This is a genomic window from Cohnella sp. GCM10012308 (genome assembly GCF_042649185.1).
GTDB lineage: Bacteria > Bacillota > Bacilli > Paenibacillales > Paenibacillaceae > Cohnella.
Map to the genome: position 1 here is coordinate 135,894 of NZ_JBHRYU010000005.1, position 14,507 is coordinate 150,400.

The following is a 14,507-nucleotide window of genomic DNA, read 5'->3' on the forward strand; positions in this document are numbered from 1 at the left end:
GCAGGGTGAATGCGAGAATACTTTTGCGACAGAGAGCCGTGCATTATAATGGACTTATTATTTCAGGTGAGCGGATATGAGCGGCGGGAAGAAGACCGCAGTCCCCTCCTTCCCTCACGACACGTCTTACCGTTACCTGTTCTCGAGCAAAAAGCTGTTCGTCGAGCTGATCCGATCGTTCGTTGCCCGAGCGTGGGCCGAGACGATCGACGAGTCCGATCTGGAAGCGATCGATCATTCCTTCGTCTTGCCGGATTTCGGCCGGAGGGAAGCCGATCTGGTATATCGCCTCCGCATGCGGGGCAGGGAGATTATTTTCTACCTGCTGCTGGAGCTTCAATCGACCGTGGATATGGCCATGCCGTACAGGCTGCTTCAGTACCAGGTGGAGATATGGCGTTATCTGCTCCGCAACCGGCCGGCTGCGGAAGGCGGCCGCTTCGGGATTCCCGCGATCGTTCCGATCGTGCTGTACAACGGCCAGCGTCCGTGGACGGCGCCGAGACGGTTTCGCGCGTTGACGGAGGGGCAGGACGCCTTCGGCCAAGAGCTATTGGACTTCGAGTATGTACTCATCGACGTAGAGCGGTATACGGAGCGGGAATTGCTGGAGCTGTCGAATACGATCGGCGCCGTGTTCTTGCTCGATCAGACGGCTGACCGGCAGCAATTGCAAGATCGGCTTGCGAAGCTGATGGGCACGGTGCGGGCGATGCCCGAAGAGCTTAAGAACCAGTTTCTCAACTGGCTGGCGAATATGGTCGCCAAGCAGCTGCCGGACCCGACCAAGGCTATCGACGATTTGATCAACCAGTTTAGACAGGAGGGAGAGGTAACCATGGGACTGCAGCAAAACCTGGAGGCGATTCGAAACAGCGGCGTGGAGGAAGGTCTTAAGCTCGGCATCGCGAAAGGGATGGAGGAAGGGCTGGAGCAAGGTCTTGAGCAAGGACTTGAGCAAGGACTTGAGCAGGCGGCGCTCCGCATGCTGCGGCTGGGGCTGGGTGTTGAAGTCATCGCCGAAGCGACGGGTTTATCCGGAGATAAGCTTCAGAAGCTCCGCGAACGGATGAAATAAACTCATGTCCTCTGCGGCGCCAAGCTATGCTTCCGCCGCAGAGGATGGCGATGGTTGGCCGTTACGTTCCTGTTTTAGCTTTTCCGCATTTCAAGCAATATCGCCTGCCATACCCGCGGCCGTAGCGCACGATTCTGCGTATTGCCGTCCGGTCCTCAAGCTTGGCGAACGGGCAAGGATCCGGGCGGGTGTTGACCTCCAGTATCCATGGCTTCAGCCCGCGGTCTACGGCGATGTCGATGCCGAGCTCGTTCATGGCCGGGTATTTGCGCCCGAAGCGGCTCGCAGTCAGCAGAGCCAGCTCCCGCATCCTGTCGATCAAGCCCGCGGTCTCCGCTTGACCTGCCGAGGGCCGGAGCAGCCGCCCGGCTTCGTAGATCGCGCCCCCCTGGCTGCCGTTCGAGACGATCTTGCCCGGATGCGCGACGCGGCCCGCGACGCCGGTGTCGACCCACCGGCCCGCCGCGTTTTTCTGCACCATGATCCGAAAATCGAAAGGCCTGCCTTCGTACCGCAGCGCGCGCACGCCCTGCTGAATCAGATGGCGCCTCCTCCCCATGCGGCGTCGCATGGAGCCGTACATTCCCGCGTAATTGCCGAAGTCGTACCGCTCGGTGCCGAGCTGGTATCGATAGCGGCCGCCAGCCCTTCGCTCGACCCGCAATATGCCTATGCCCTGCGATCCCGTGTCGGGCTTCACATAGACCATCCCGCGTTTCCCCAACATTTTTTGCAGCCGCTCCCGGGTGAACGGTACAGTGAGCGGCACATGCTTCCCTAGCTTGCCTCCGCGAAGTAATTCGGTTTTGACCAGCTTGCTGGACACGGTCTGTTTCAAACGATTCGTCACGGCACTTCACCCCCGCATCTGGCTGTTATCATCATACGAACGACAAATGCCGTTTGCGATTGTCAACAGGTACGGCGTCATCCGGTTCACGCGCGTTTCTCGAACGTCGGGCCGCTCTTTTACATATGGTGGTAGCATCCCGAATCAGGCTGTGACCTTGACGGGCAAGGAGTGGATCGAATGTCCGAGCCTGCTGTCGGGAGGGCCTTCGCCGAAGAGACTGCGCAGCGATTCCCATGGTATCGCGGCCTCCCCGGTTGGAATGCGGCCCCGCGGGAATCATTGCCTCTGATTACAGCTTCCGTGCTGGAGGCTTTTTATTATACGGAAGGCAATCCTCTTGCGCTCCGCAGCGATCTGTACTGCTATCGAACCTCGGGAACGAGCTCGGGCCTGCGTAAGGCCATCTACTATTCTGAGCGGGACGAAGCGGCGTATTTACGCATCAAGGAGAACGTCTTCCGCGACATTCTCGGAGACCGCGGCTATCGGACTGCGGTGTCGGACATGGGAACGGGACATGCCGAAGCGACGGCTTCGAGCGTATTCCGGAGTCTTGGCATGACAGTCCATACGCTGTCGTACAGGGAGCCGATCGAGCGGCACGTCGAACAGCTGCGGCGGATCCGTCCCGAGGTGCTATACACGATGCCCTCGATACTCGACCGCATACTGCTCGCGGCGGACGATCCGCGTTTGTTCGGCATACGGCAAGTCATTTTGGTCGGCGAGATCGCGGCCCCGGCGTGGATCAGGCATGCAGCGGGCCGTCTCGGTCTTGAGCCGGACGCGTTCGTCGACACGTACGGGTCGATCGAGATCGGCACCATTGCCTATTTCGATCATCGGTACGGGCGCTACTTGTTGACGGAAGGACTCGAAGCGGAAGGCATCGGCGCCGAGGCGCTCGGCGAGACGTATGAGCCGCTGCCGGCGGGCGAGCAGGTGCTTGTGCTCTCGTCGGCCGTCAGAGAGGCATTTCCGGCGCTTCGCTACGTCACGTACGACGTCGTCCGCGATTTGCGCCCGATCGTCGTGGAGGGGGTGCGGAGGCAGAGCTTTCACAGCATCGTGAAGCGCATCGGCCCCGATCTCAAGCACGGAGAGAAAATCAGCATTTACGACATCGAGAATGCGGTTTACCGGCATGTCCGCGAAGCAGGCGTCCGCGTTAACGTGGCGGGCAACGCTCTGCGCGTTCACCTGCATGGCGCGGCGGCGGACCAAGCGCTGCTCGATCGGGTGCGCGCGGAGCTGGAGGATCGCATTCCGGAGATCGGCGCCATGATCCGCGGCGGCATTCTGTCCGGTATAGAGGTCGTCGCCCATGCCGGATTCGATGACGAACTGAGCCGCGGCGCCGTCAAAATCAAAAAAATATTTTATACGTAAAGGTCGGGTTCGCATGAGGCTCGAAGGAGGCATCGCGGAAGCGATCGGGCGTACGCCGCTGATCCGTCTGGGACGGCTGTACGACGGCGAGCCGTTCGAGGTGCACGGCAAGCTGGAGTGGATGAATCCCGGCGGAAGCGCCAAGGACCGCCCGGCCTTGTATATGCTGCGCGAAGCGATCGGACGAGGCGAAGTGTCCGAGGGCAGCGTGATCGTCGAATCCAGCTCGGGCAATCTGGGCATCAGCCTCGCGCAGTTGTGTGCCTATCTGGGACTTCGGTTCATCTGCGTGGCGGATCCCCGCACGACGCAGCGGCACCTGCAGATCATCCGGAGCTTCGGCGGCGAGATCGAGCTCGTGACGAGGCCGGACGCGCGCACGGGCGAATACCTGCCTGCCCGCATACGCCGGGTGCAGGAGCTGGTGCGCGAGATTCCGGGGGCGTATTGGACGAATCAATACGGCAATCCGGACAATGCGCTGGCGCACGCGGAGACGACGATGCGCGAGATCGCGGAACGGCTCGGCACGGTGGACTACTTGTTCTGCGGCGTCAGCTCGTGCGGCACGATTCGCGGATGCCGGGACGAAATCCGGCGACGCGGCTGGCCAACGCGGATCGTGGCGGTCGACGCGGAAGGCAGCGCGCTGTTCGGCGGGGCCGACGGCCGGCGAAGATTCCCCGGTCTCGGCGCCGCGCAGGTGCCGGACTTGCACGACGAGTCGCTGGCCGACCTCGTCGTACGCGTATCTGATGCCGATTGCGTACGGGGCTGTCGGGCGCTTGTGCGGCAGGAAGCCATTCTCGCCGGCGCGTCTTCGGGGGGCGTCGTCGCGGCAATCGGCCGGATGAGCCGGGATATTCCCGCCGGCGCGGTGTGCGTCGCGATTTTGCCGGACCGGGGCGAGCGGTACATGGATACGGTGTACGACGACGATTGGGTTCAAAGAGAGCTCGGCCTGGAGCCGGAACAGAAGCTCAATTCCAGACCCAATCCGAAGTCCGGCCCGCGGCCGATGCTGCAGCCGGCACCGAAACCGCAGACTTGCTTTTCGACAGAGAGCGAAGGTGGTCGCGGATGATCTATTTGCACGACGGGCATATCCGTTCGCTCGGCATCGATTGGGGCCGGCTGATCGGCATCGTCGAGGCTGTCGTCCGCGAACGGGAGCATGGCACGTGCGTCAGTACGGCCAAGACCTATCTGCGCTACGGGGATATACGCAACCGCATCATCGCGATGCCGGCCTATGTCGGCGGGCCGTTCGATCTGGCCGGCATCAAGTGGGTGGCGGGCTTCCCCGGCAATCTTGTTCGCGGCCTGCCGCGGGCGAGCAACGCGATCGTGCTTAACGACGCGCAGACGGGCATCCCGTTCGCTTTCATCCGGAGCGCGCTGCTGAACGGCTTGCGTGCGGCCGCGGTCAGCGGCCTGATGCTGCGGGCGTATATGGAAGCGCGGCAGCCGGAAGAAGTGAGTCTCGGCATCGTCGGCTGGGGCCCGATCGGCCGTCTTCACCTCGACATGTGTGCGGACCTGCTCGGCGCTCGGCTGAAGCAGGTGTCTCTTTTCGATTTGCGTCCCATCGATTCGCAGACGGTGCCTGCGGAAGTGCGGGATATCGTTACCATCGAGAGCGATTGGCGCGCGATTTACGGTTCGTCCGACGTGTTCGCGACGTGCACCGTATCCTCGGAGCGTTACATCGACGAGGCGCCGCCGGCCGGCGCGCTGCTGCTCAATGTCTCGCTGCGCGACTACGAGCCCGCCAGCGTATTCGGAAAGGCCATACCGGTCGTGGACGACTGGTTCGAGGTATGCCGCGAGAACACCGATATCGAGCGGCTTCACGCAGCCTGCGGACTCGGAGAGGCGGATGCGCGCACGCTTGCGGACGTCGTATGCCGGGACGCATTGCTCGATATGCCGCCTTGCATGCCGATTTTTTTCAATCCGATGGGACTGGGCGTCTTCGATATCGCGATTGCGGCGGATTATGCAGCGCTTGCGACAGAACGCGGGATCGGAGTCCAATTGGAGGATAGATGAATCGAATAGGTCAAAGGTCTTAATCACCGACGTCGGTTACGCTTGGCGTCGGTCTCTTTTCATGCTTAAACCTCCCATCGGCTGTCACGCAAGATTTGCGCGGTACCGCAAAATCTCACGATAACCCGCGAATATTTGCGGTACCGCGCAATGATTTTTCGGTTACAGAGAAAAGCTGGGACTTTATGATTAATATAGTTCGAATTAACCGGTCAGGAGGCCATCATGAACATAGAAGCGAACACGTCGGCAATCGTGGGGGACGGGACGGGCGAACGATCGGACGAGCTGCTGCAGGATATCCTGCAGGCGCTTCGCCAGGTCGTGCCGCTTCCGCTCAGCGTTACGGACCCTCGCTCGGAGAAGGATGAATGGCAGGATGAATGGGGCGTGCTGATCGGCGTGACGGGAGACATGTACGGGCGCGTCGTCATCCTGGGCGAAGGCGACGTGTTCGGCAGGCTCGGGGAATCGATGTTCGGGATGCTGCTCGAGGGCGACATGCTTCATTCTTTCGTCGGGGAGCTGGCCAATATGGTCACCGGACAAGCGGCGACGCTCGTTTCCGGCAGGGGGTACCGGATCGATATTACGCCGCCTACCGTCATCACAGGTAAAATGCACATTTACGGATTAAGGAACGTCGTGCGGATGTCCGTCGCGTTCGAACGCGCAGGAGAGCTTCAATTCATCATATCGAGAGATACGGAAGGGAAGGTGTGACGCAATGGCAACGATATTGGTCGTAGACGATGCGGCATTCATGCGGATGATGCTCAAATCGATCTTGCAAAAAGGCGGACACGAGGTCATCGGGGAGGCCGAAAACGGTGCTGTCGCGGTCGAGAAATACGCCATGCTGAAGCCGGATCTCGTGACGATGGACATCACCATGCCGATTATGGAAGGCATCGAAGCAGTCCGGTTGATCCGGGCGAACCATTCGGACGCGAGAATCATCATGTGCTCGGCGATGGGCCAGCAAGGGATGATCATCCAGGCCATTCAAGCCGGCGCGAAGGACTTTATCGTCAAGCCGTTCCAGGAGGATCGCGTCATCGAGTCGGTCAACAAGCTGCTCAAAGCCGAGGGGAGACCGGTGCCGTGATGAACCTGTCTATCAAATATCGTCTCGCGATCGTGCTGCTGATCGTGCTGCTGCTGCCAAGCTCCGCCATCGGCTGGTTTTCCTTCCGCAGCGCCGCGAAGGAAATCAAGTCGCAGATCCAAAGCTCCGCAAGGGAGAGCGTGCAGACGGCGGAGATGAAGATTCAGGAAGAAATCTCTTCCGGCATGCAGGATGTCGATTATATGGCGGGTCTCATGAGCTCGAAGCTGCTTGCGGGCGATGACACGGCTAAAGCCGCAGCGCTGCTCGCTCCCTTCCAGGAGGCTAAGAATCACTATCAGAGCGTTGTCTTCGGAACGGTGGACGGAAAGACCGCCGCCGCGCCAAAGTCCAACTTTGCGGCGGATTACGACCCGCGGCAGCGAGATTGGTACAAGCTGGCGATGGAGCGTCCGGGTACCGCTGTCGTCACCAATCCGATGGTGTCGGCCACCACCGGCGAAATGATCGTTGTCATCTCCAAGACCGTCGACGACGGCACGGGCGTCGTAGGCGCAGTCCTCGGCCTGAAGGAACTTGGCGAGCAGATGAAGCAATACAAGGTTGGCGAGCGCGGCTACATTTTGGTCATGGACGGCAATCACAACTACATTACGCACCCGACCAAAACGCCGGGGACGCCGAACACCAATGGCTATATCGGGCAGGTATACGCTTCGGAAGAAGGTACCGTGAATTACACGCTGGAGGGCGTAAAAAAAGAAGCGGCCTACGCGACGAACAAGCTCACGGGATGGAAGATCATGGGCGCCATCGAGCTGAGCGAGGTGTCGGATGCGACGCGCGGCATTTTGTATACGACCGTCATCGTTATCGCGGCTACCGCAATCGTCAGTCTTCTGTTGGCATTCTGGCTGATCCGTTCGATCAGCACGCCGATGAAGCGTCTGATGCAGGCGACGGAACGGATCGCGGACGGAGACCTGACTGAAGAAGTGCCGGTTCGGAGCAAGGACGAGCTCGGCCAGCTCTCCGTTGCCGTCAATCGCATGATCGCGAAGCTCAGGACGCTGATCGGCGAAGTGGTTCGCTCCTCCGAGAGCGTCGCGGCTTCGTCGGAGCAAATCTCGGCGAGCACCCATGAGATCGCCAGCGGCACGAACGTGCAGTCTGAAGCGGCCTTGGATATCCGGGAGCGCTTCGGCGAGCTGTCGGAAGCGATCGCGGCCGTCGCCGAGGGCGCGGAGTCGGCTGCGCTGCTGGCGTCGCAGACCTCGTCGATCGCCCGGGACGGCGGCGCCGTCGTCAACCGGTCGGTGGCCAGCATGGGACAAGTCAGCAAGCAGGTCGCGCATCTGGCCGAGGACAGCGCCAAGATCGGCGATATTCTCGAAGTCATCGGCGACATCGCCGAGCAGACGAACCTGCTGGCGCTGAACGCGGCGATCGAGGCGGCCCGCGCCGGCGATCAGGGACGCGGCTTTGCCGTCGTCGCCGACGAAGTCCGCAAGCTTGCGGAGCGCAGCGGCGAAGCGACCAAGCAAATCTCCGCGATCATCAAGGAGATGCAGCGCAACACCGAACGCAGCGTCGAGGCCGTCGCCGAAGGCGTGAGCCATTCGAAGGAGACGGGCGAAGCGTTCGAGCGCATCCTCTCCATGGTTTCCGCCACGGAGGATAAGGTCGGGGAGATCGCCGCAGCCAGCGAGGAGCAGGCCGCGCAGTCCGAAGAGGTCAGACGCTCCATCGAGAGCATCTCCGCTGCCAGCGAAGAGGCCGCCGCCGCGTCGGAGGAGACCGCGTCGACTTCCCAATCGCTTGCGCAGCTCGCCGAGCGGCTGCACGAATCCGCATCCGTATTTAAGGTCGACTGACCGTTATGAGCCGCCATCGGCGGCAGCCACGACAGAGGGGAGCATCCGCCATGACGGCGCAAGAACAATACGTGGAGTTCGGCATCGAGCGCGAGCAGTATGCCATACGCATACAGGACATCCACGAAATTATCAAGATGCAGGACATCACGCATATTCCAGGCGTCATGCCGTATGTCAAAGGGGTCATCAATCTCAGAGGCAAGATCGTGCCGGTGCTCAGCCTGCGCGACCTGTTCGGAATGGAGGAGCAGCCGTACACGAAGCAGACCCGCATCGTCGTCGTGAACCACGCCGTCGACACGGTCGGCATCATCGTCGACCGCGTCAGCAAGGTGACGACGTTTAACGATATCCAGGCACCGCAAGGACGCTTCGGCGGCCTTGACGGCCGGCTATTCACGGGGATCGGCTTGGCTAACGGAGGGCTGGTCGGCATCCTGCAGCTGGAGGAAGTTTTGCTTCGAGACTAGGGGGATGCCGAATATGTTGTCTGAATACAAAGAGGTATTTCTAGAGGAGCTGGACGAGCAGCTTCAATTAATGGACGAGGTGATCATGCAGCTGGAGCGGGACTGCGAATCCAGCGAGGTGATCCAGAGCCTGTTCCGCGCGGCGCATACCCTGAAGGGCTCTTCCGCCGCCATGGGCTTCGAAGAGATGAAGCGCCTGACCCACCGGATGGAGCATTTGCTCGATCTGGTGCGTTCCAAAGAAAGAACGGTTACGCCTTCAATGATCGATCTGCTGTTCCGCGCGCTCGATAACCTGAAGCTGATGAAGGAAGACATCCTGAAGCAGGATTGCATCACGGTGGACGTGTCCGCATGCCTGCATGCGCTCGAGCGGTTCGACTCGGAGGAAGCGGGCGCGGCGGCGGGGGCTTCCGGCGCTGTCCAGACGCAGGCGGTTGTCCCCGACTCCGCTGCGGTACGCCCGGAGCTCTCCCTTTCGATCCGCCTGCATATGAAAAGCGCGCTTGAGCAAGGGCTGCGCCTGTCCTGGCTGTGCGTCCGTCTCTCGCCCGATTGCTTCATCCAGGGCGCCAGAGCTTACGTGATCCAGACGATGCTCACGGAGTGGGGAGAATTGCTGTTGGCCTCTCCCGACTACGAGAGCATCGGCGAGAGCGGCGGAGATGCGCTGGAGCTGACTTATTTGTACGCGGGGACACAGGAGCCGGGTGAGTTGGCGGCGATGGCGGCGGGATTGGCCGACGTCGCGAGCGCGCATGCCGAGGCTGTCCTTCTTGAAGAGACCGAGCTGGACTATCGCGGGCCGGCATCCGCCGTCGCCGACATCGCCGATGCGCAGGAGCGTGAAGACGCCTTGTCGGTATCCGCTCTGCTAATCGACGAGTCGGCGGCGGCAGCGGAGGCTCCGTCCAGGCAACCTGAGCCGTTCTCGTCCTCGTCGACGTCTGCGCCCGCGACCCCGCCTTCCGCGGCGGCCAAGCCGAAGGCCCAGACGATCCGCGTCAGCGTCGAGCGGCTGGACGACCTGATGAACCTCGTCGGCGAGCTCGTGATCGACCAGACCCGCATCCAGCAGGTCGCCCGCACGCAGCGCCGCCGCTTCCAGGACGATTCGGTCGGCGAGCTCGGCCATATCGCCGACCATCTCTCGCGGATCATCGGCGATCTCCAGGAGAGCGTCATGAAGGCAAGAATGCTGCCGATCGAGCAGCTGATGGGCCGGTTCCCGCGGATGATCCGGGATCTCTCCAGGGATCTGGGCAAGGAACTGGAGCTCGTCATGGAGGGGCAGGACACGGAGCTGGACCGCACCCTCATCGAGGAGATCGCCGATCCGCTCATTCATCTGATCCGCAATGCCGTCGACCATGGCCTGGAGCTGCCTGAAGTCAGGGAACGCGCAGGCAAGCCCCGTCAAGGTATCCTGCGCATCAAGGCCGCGCACGAGGACAATCAGGTCGTCATCTGCGTCGAGGACGACGGGGCGGGGATTAATCCGGCGAAGATGCGGTCGTCGGCCGTCAATAAAGGGATCATCACGCAGGAGGAAGCGGACGCCCTGGGCGACAGGGAGGCGATCGACCTGATCTTCCGCCCGGGGTTCTCAACGGCGCAGCAGGTAAGCGACGTGTCCGGCCGCGGCGTAGGGATGGATATCGTGGCGAGTCATATCGAGAAGCTGAACGGGATGATCGACATTCGCTCCGAGCTCGGACGCGGGACGACATTCAAGATCAAGCTGCCGTTGACGCTGGCGATCATCGTCGGGCTGCTGGTCAAATGCGGCGGACAGACGTTGATCATTCCAATGAGCAATATCGCGGAGATCGTGCGGGTTCCCGTCGAGGAGATTCGCAGCGTGCGCGGCCAGCCGGTCGTATTGATCCGCAATCAGGTGATCCCTGTGGCGGACATCCGGGAGCGATTCGGCGTAACGCAGACGGAAGACGCGGCGAAGCAGATTCCGCTGGTCATAATCGGCTCCGCCGAGAAGCGCCTCGCGCTCACCGTAGACGAGCTCATCGGCAACCAAGAGATCGTTATCAAGTCGCTGGGCGCCTACATCGGCAAGGTGGACGGCATTGCCGGGGCGACGATCCTCGGCGACGGCAACGTGGCTTTGATTCTCGAGATATCGGCGCTGTTCGCCAAATCGACGGCGCGGTAAACGGTTCACGAAAAACGGAGGGAACACCATGAGATGGTTCGGACATTTGAAAATATCCTGGAAATTGAGCGTCGTTTTCCTTCTGATGGTCGCACTGCTGATCTTTATCGGATTGTCGGGGCTCAGCCAGACGGGCAAAATGAATACGGCGCTGGGCAATATGTACGACAACAACCTGATTCCGATCTCCAACCTGTCCGAGGCGCAAACCCAATACGAACTGATCCGCGTAAGCGTTCGGGATTACAACGCTTTTGCCGAGAGCGACTCGGACAAGCAGACGTACGAAGACGCGATCAAGCAAGCGGAAGCCAATCTGATCGGCCGGGTGGATACTTACCGGAATACCCGGATCACGCCGCCTGAGCAGGTGGAACTCGCGCAATTCGATACGGCTTGGAAGGACTACGAGTCTACGCTGCAGAACGCGCTTCAGTACTTGCGGAAGGGCGATCACGAAGCGTTCGAAGAACTGCTGCAGGGTGACCTGAAAAAAAACGGCGACACGATGTCCAAGGAGCTCGGCGATCTCGTCGACCTGAACGTCAAGATCGCGGAGGAGACGAGCGAAAAGGGAGACCGGTCTTTCGCTTCGGCGCGGACCACGACGCTGGCCGTGATCCTGCTGGGCGCGCTGCTCGGCATCGCGCTGGGCTTCTACGTCTCCCGGCACATCTCCCGTCCGCTGAGCAGCATGGTCGCTCTCGTCGGCCGCGTGGCCCAAGGCGATCTGCGGGACACCTCGGACATTGATACGAAAGACGAAGTCGGCCAGCTGGCGGGTTCGGTCAACCGCATGATCGAGGATTTGCGGGGGACGGTCGAGCGCATTCAGTATTCGGCCGAGAACGTGTCCTCGGCCGCGCAGCAAATATCGGCGAGCACGGAAGAGATCGCGGGCGGCAGCGCGAGCCAGGCGAACTCCGCGCAGACGATGACCGAGCTGTTCAAGGAGCTGTCGGAAGCGATCGGATCCGTCGCCAGAAGCGCGGAGCACGCCTCGGATCTGTCGAATGCGGCGATGGAGATCGCGCAGGACGGCAACCGGGTCGTCGAATCTTCGATCCAGGGCATGAACGAAGTAAACGCGCAGATGGCGCGGCTCGCGCAGGACTCGGAGCAGGTGGGCGAGATCGTATCGGTCATCGACGATATCGCGGAGCAGACCAACCTGCTCGCGCTCAATGCGGCAATCGAAGCCGCCCGCGCTGGGGATCAGGGACGCGGCTTCGCCGTGGTGGCGGACGAAGTGCGCAAGCTCGCCGAGCGAAGCGGGGAAGCGACCAAGCAGATCGCGCAGATCGTCAAGGGCATGCAAGCGAACACGAGGCGCAGCGTAGAGGCGGTTGCGACCGGGCTGGCCGGCTCCGAACGCACGGGCGAAGCGTTTGGCGGCATCCTCTCCAAGGTGAGCGAGTCGGCGGGCCGGGTCGCGGAGATCGCGGCCGCGAGCGAGCAGCAGGCAGCGCAGTCGTCGGACATGATGGCATCCATCGAGAGCATCTCTTCCGCGGCCGAGGAGTCGGCGGCCAGCAGCCAGGAGACCGCGGCGACCGCGCAGACGCTCGCAGGCCTGGCGGAGGAGCTGAATGCGTCGGTGGCGATGTTCCGCACGCGCAAAGCATAGAAAAGGCGGGATGAACGATGGCGGCGATGAAGACCGACGATCTGGATTTTTCGCAGTTCGTCGCCAAGTTGAAGAGCAAGACCGGCATTGATTTGCTGCAGTACAAAGAGGACCAAATGCGGCGGCGGCTGGCTACATTCAGAGACCGGAGGGGCTATCGCACGTTTGTCGAACTCTTCGAGGGCATGCTGCGCGACGCCGAGCTGTACGAGGAATTTCTGGACCGGATGACAATCAACGTGTCCGAATTTTTCCGCAACGCCAAGCGCTGGGAGACGCTCGAGAAAAGAATTATTCCCGAGCTGGCTGAGAGCCGCGGCAAGCTCCGGTGCTGGAGCGCCGCATGCTCGACCGGCGACGAGCCGTATACGCTGTCCATCGTGCTCTCGGGCTTGCTTAGGCGGCACCAGTACGAGCTTCTGGCTACCGATATCGACAAAACGGCGATTAAGAAGGCAAGGGAAGGCTTGTACGGGCCCTCCTCGGTCAGGGAGGTGCCGAAGCCGATCCTGAGCAAGTATTTCAAGGTCGCGGGGGAGACGTACGCCGTATCCGACGAGATCAAGCGAAGCGTCACGTTTAAGCAGCATAATCTGCTCGCGGATCCGTACGAGCAGGGCTTCGACCTGATCGTTTGCCGCAACGTGTTGATCTATTTTACAGATGCCGCCAAGGAAAGCGTATTTAGAAATTTTGCCAAGTCGCTTAGCAAGGGCGGGTACTTATTTATCGGGGGGACCGAGCAGGTCTTCCAGCCGGAGCAGTACGGGCTGGAGACGGCCGACGCTTTTTTCTACCGCAAAAAGTGAGGAACGCTCCGGCGAATAGGAAAGGAGGGAGACGCGATGGCTGCGATTCGGGTGCTGGTGGTCGACGACTCGATCTTCATGCGCAAGCTGATCAAGCGTCTGCTCGAAGAAGACCCGGAGATAGAGGTGCCGGGCGTGGCGACGAACGGATCCGAAGCGGTCCGCATGGCTCAGGAGCTGCAGCCGGACGTCATTACGATGGACGTCGAGATGCCGGGCATGAATGGGCTGGACGCGGTATCCGCCATCATGAGATCGCGTCCGGTACCGATCGTCATGCTGAGCTCGCAGACGCAAGAAGGCGCGGTCGCGACCATAGACGCCCTGCGGCGGGGAGCCGTGGACTTCGTAGGCAAGCCTTCCGGCTCGACGTCCTTTGACTTGTACAAGGTGAGGACGGAGCTGGTCACGAAGGTCAAAGCGGCGTCCAAAACGCAAAAGGCGGCGTTGAAGCCGCAGGCCGAAGCGAGGCCGGCCGTTGCCAAGCGCGCTGCGGCGGGGAGCGGACGAGAGGAATCTCCAGGCTTCAAAACGTTCGGCCAGGTGGTCGCGATCGGCACTTCGACCGGAGGGCCGCGTGCGCTGGATGCCGTCCTGTCGGCGCTGCCGGCAGCTTTCGCTTACCCGGTCCTGGTGGTACAGCACATGCCTCCGCGGTTCACCAAGTCGCTTGCCGAACGGCTGAACACCATATGCGAGGTGCGCGTCTCGGAGGCGGAGGACGGGGAGGCATTGCGAGGGGGCCGCGTCTACGTCGCTCCCGGCGACCGGCATCTGACCGTCGTAGAAAAAAACGGCGAATACCTCGTCAAGCTCACGGAGGATCCGCTGCGAAGCGGACACCGTCCTTCCGTAGACGTCCTGTTCGAATCGGTGGCCCGCCTGTCCAGGCTGAAGCGTCACTACGTCATCATGACAGGCATGGGACAGGACGGCGCGAGAGGCATGCTGCTGGCCAAGGAGCTCGGGGCCGCCTCCACGATTGCCGAGTCGCAGGAGACTTGCGTCGTCTATGGCATGCCGCGGTCCGCGGTCGAGCTCGGCTGCGTCGAACATGTCGTTCCGCTTGGGCGCATCGCAGAAAAAATTGTCCAATTGACGGGCAGGGGTTAA

Annotated in this window: 13 protein-coding genes; 12 read left to right on the plus strand and 1 reads right to left on the minus strand. The window is 61.4% G+C overall.

Annotated features, from left to right (window positions below):
- Positions 1 to 76 precede the first annotated feature (76 nt).
- Positions 77 to 1,078: an Rpn family recombination-promoting nuclease/putative transposase gene (locus ACFOTD_RS08815; protein ID WP_378117769.1), complete on the plus strand. Its 1,002-nt coding sequence runs from the start codon at positions 77 to 79 to the stop codon at positions 1,076 to 1,078.
- A gap of 61 nt (positions 1,079 to 1,139) precedes the next feature.
- Here the strand turns inward: ACFOTD_RS08815 and ACFOTD_RS08820 are convergent, their stop codons facing one another.
- Complete coding sequence (locus ACFOTD_RS08820) at positions 1,140 to 1,928, minus strand: YheC/YheD family protein (RefSeq protein ID WP_378117771.1); 789 nt, start codon at positions 1,926 to 1,928, stop codon at positions 1,140 to 1,142.
- A gap of 180 nt (positions 1,929 to 2,108) precedes the next feature.
- Here ACFOTD_RS08820 and ACFOTD_RS08825 point away from each other — a divergent pair, with 180 nt between their 5' ends.
- The 11 genes from ACFOTD_RS08825 (at position 2,109) to ACFOTD_RS08875 (ending at position 14,507) form a co-directional block, all read left to right on the plus strand.
- The gene (locus tag ACFOTD_RS08825) at positions 2,109 to 3,320 is read left to right on the plus strand and encodes a phenylacetate--CoA ligase family protein (RefSeq protein WP_378117773.1); all 1,212 of its coding nucleotides are present in this window, start codon (positions 2,109 to 2,111) and stop codon (positions 3,318 to 3,320) included.
- A gap of 13 nt (positions 3,321 to 3,333) precedes the next feature.
- Positions 3,334 to 4,404: a 2,3-diaminopropionate biosynthesis protein SbnA gene (gene sbnA / locus ACFOTD_RS08830; RefSeq protein WP_378117775.1), complete on the plus strand. Its 1,071-nt coding sequence runs from the start codon at positions 3,334 to 3,336 to the stop codon at positions 4,402 to 4,404.
- Entirely contained in the window at positions 4,401 to 5,372 is a 972-nt protein-coding gene (locus tag ACFOTD_RS08835) for a 2,3-diaminopropionate biosynthesis protein SbnB (protein WP_378117777.1), read from the plus strand. Before sbnA ends, ACFOTD_RS08835 begins: the two co-directional genes overlap by 4 nt.
- A 225-nt stretch (positions 5,373 to 5,597) precedes the next feature.
- On the plus strand, positions 5,598 to 6,095 hold the full coding sequence (locus tag ACFOTD_RS08840) for a chemotaxis protein CheX (protein WP_378117779.1): 498 nt from the start codon (positions 5,598 to 5,600) through the stop codon (positions 6,093 to 6,095).
- Between the two features lie 4 nt (positions 6,096 to 6,099).
- Positions 6,100 to 6,480, plus strand: coding sequence for a response regulator (locus ACFOTD_RS08845; RefSeq protein WP_378117781.1), 381 nt, complete (start codon positions 6,100 to 6,102; stop codon positions 6,478 to 6,480).
- Positions 6,480 to 8,315: a methyl-accepting chemotaxis protein gene (locus tag ACFOTD_RS08850; protein WP_378118013.1), complete on the plus strand. Its 1,836-nt coding sequence runs from the start codon at positions 6,480 to 6,482 to the stop codon at positions 8,313 to 8,315. The genes ACFOTD_RS08845 and ACFOTD_RS08850 overlap by 1 nt, the downstream gene beginning before the upstream one ends.
- A 50-nt stretch (positions 8,316 to 8,365) precedes the next feature.
- Positions 8,366 to 8,788: a chemotaxis protein CheW gene (locus tag ACFOTD_RS08855; protein WP_378117783.1), complete on the plus strand. Its 423-nt coding sequence runs from the start codon at positions 8,366 to 8,368 to the stop codon at positions 8,786 to 8,788.
- Positions 8,789 to 8,801: 13 nt separating this feature from the next.
- Positions 8,802 to 10,958 carry a chemotaxis protein CheW gene (locus ACFOTD_RS08860; RefSeq protein ID WP_378117785.1) on the plus strand — a complete coding sequence of 719 codons (2,157 nt, stop codon included), beginning with the start codon at positions 8,802 to 8,804 and terminating at the stop codon, positions 10,956 to 10,958.
- Between the two features lie 28 nt (positions 10,959 to 10,986).
- Positions 10,987 to 12,585 carry a methyl-accepting chemotaxis protein gene (locus ACFOTD_RS08865; protein WP_378117787.1) on the plus strand — a complete coding sequence of 533 codons (1,599 nt, stop codon included), beginning with the start codon at positions 10,987 to 10,989 and terminating at the stop codon, positions 12,583 to 12,585.
- Between the two features lie 17 nt (positions 12,586 to 12,602).
- Positions 12,603 to 13,394, plus strand: coding sequence for a CheR family methyltransferase (locus tag ACFOTD_RS08870; protein WP_378117789.1), 792 nt, complete (start codon positions 12,603 to 12,605; stop codon positions 13,392 to 13,394).
- 36 nt (positions 13,395 to 13,430) lie between these two features.
- Positions 13,431 to 14,507, plus strand: a complete 1,077-nt coding sequence (locus ACFOTD_RS08875) for a protein-glutamate methylesterase/protein-glutamine glutaminase (RefSeq protein WP_378117791.1) — start codon at positions 13,431 to 13,433, stop codon at positions 14,505 to 14,507.